The 980-nt window shown below is 56.5% G+C and carries 2 protein-coding genes; both read right to left on the reverse strand.

Annotated features, from left to right (window positions below; all coding sequences use genetic code 11):
* Window positions 1–88 precede the first annotated feature (88 nt).
* Window positions 89–670, reverse strand: coding sequence for a recombinase family protein (locus AC2FLX_RS22115; protein WP_037239051.1), 582 nt, complete (start codon window positions 668–670; stop codon window positions 89–91).
* A gap of 120 nt (window positions 671–790) precedes the next feature.
* Window positions 791–980: hypothetical protein (locus tag AC2FLX_RS22120; protein WP_496875577.1), on the reverse strand; the 190-nt coding region annotated here is incomplete at its 5' end.

Below are 980 nucleotides of genomic sequence, written 5' to 3' on the forward strand. Positions count from 1 at the left end.
CGGCGATCCTATCCGTGTGAGCGGTGCCATCTGGCGCAGTTATTGTGACGCTGATTTCGATATCCATCTTCGGGGTCTGCCTGCTTGATTATATTGGTTCTGAATCTCTCGCCCGCATGATTGTCTGCCGACTGGTGCCCATTTCGCGTGCGATGGAGGAAACTGTCGCGCCATTGGCAATCTTTTCGCGGACCAGCGCCTGCTGATCAGCCGAAAGGGTTGATGGGCGCCCCAGTGTTTTGCCTTGCGCTTTCGCACGCGCCAGCCCCGATTGCGTGCGTTCGATCAGAAGGTCTCGCTCGAACTGGGCAACTGCGTTGATCACACCCATCGTCAGCTTGCCCGCAGAACTGGTCAGATCCACGCCGCCCAAGGCGAGGCAATGCACACGGATGCCCAAGACTTCCAGCTTGGCCACGGTCGTACTGACATCGATCGCATCGCGCCCCAGCCGGTCCAGCTTAGTCACGACAAGAACATCGCCACGCTCCATCTTGTCCAGAAGACGCGCAAATCCCTTCCGCTGTGCGATGGCCTGTGAGCCGGAAACCGTTTCGGTAATGATCCGGTGTGGCTCCACCGCAAATCCTGCGGCAGCGATCTCCCGGATCTGGTTTTCGGGGTCCTGTTCGACGGTCGATACTCTGGCGTAGGCGAATGTTCTGGTCACAGCATTGCAATTCTGTCCGGAAATGTTGTCCAAAATAATACGCCTGTTCGATACAGGTTCAAGATAATTTATGGACAGATCATTACGCCCTGTCCGGAACCGAACCATTTCGGACGGCCCTTACCACATCTGCTGGCGCATCAGGTCGCGATGATCTCCGGATCGAAACCGCTTGTTCACAGCACCCCGTGAGAATTTCCCGTCGACGAACGGCTTGCGAGCAACCATCCGTTCCATCGCAGCTTCCACCTCGTCAGACATGAAATCAGATACCGGCCGATTGGGGGCGTTCGCTGCTACAACATCTTCA

It is taken from the genome of Ruegeria sp. YKSF57 (genome assembly GCF_059612585.1).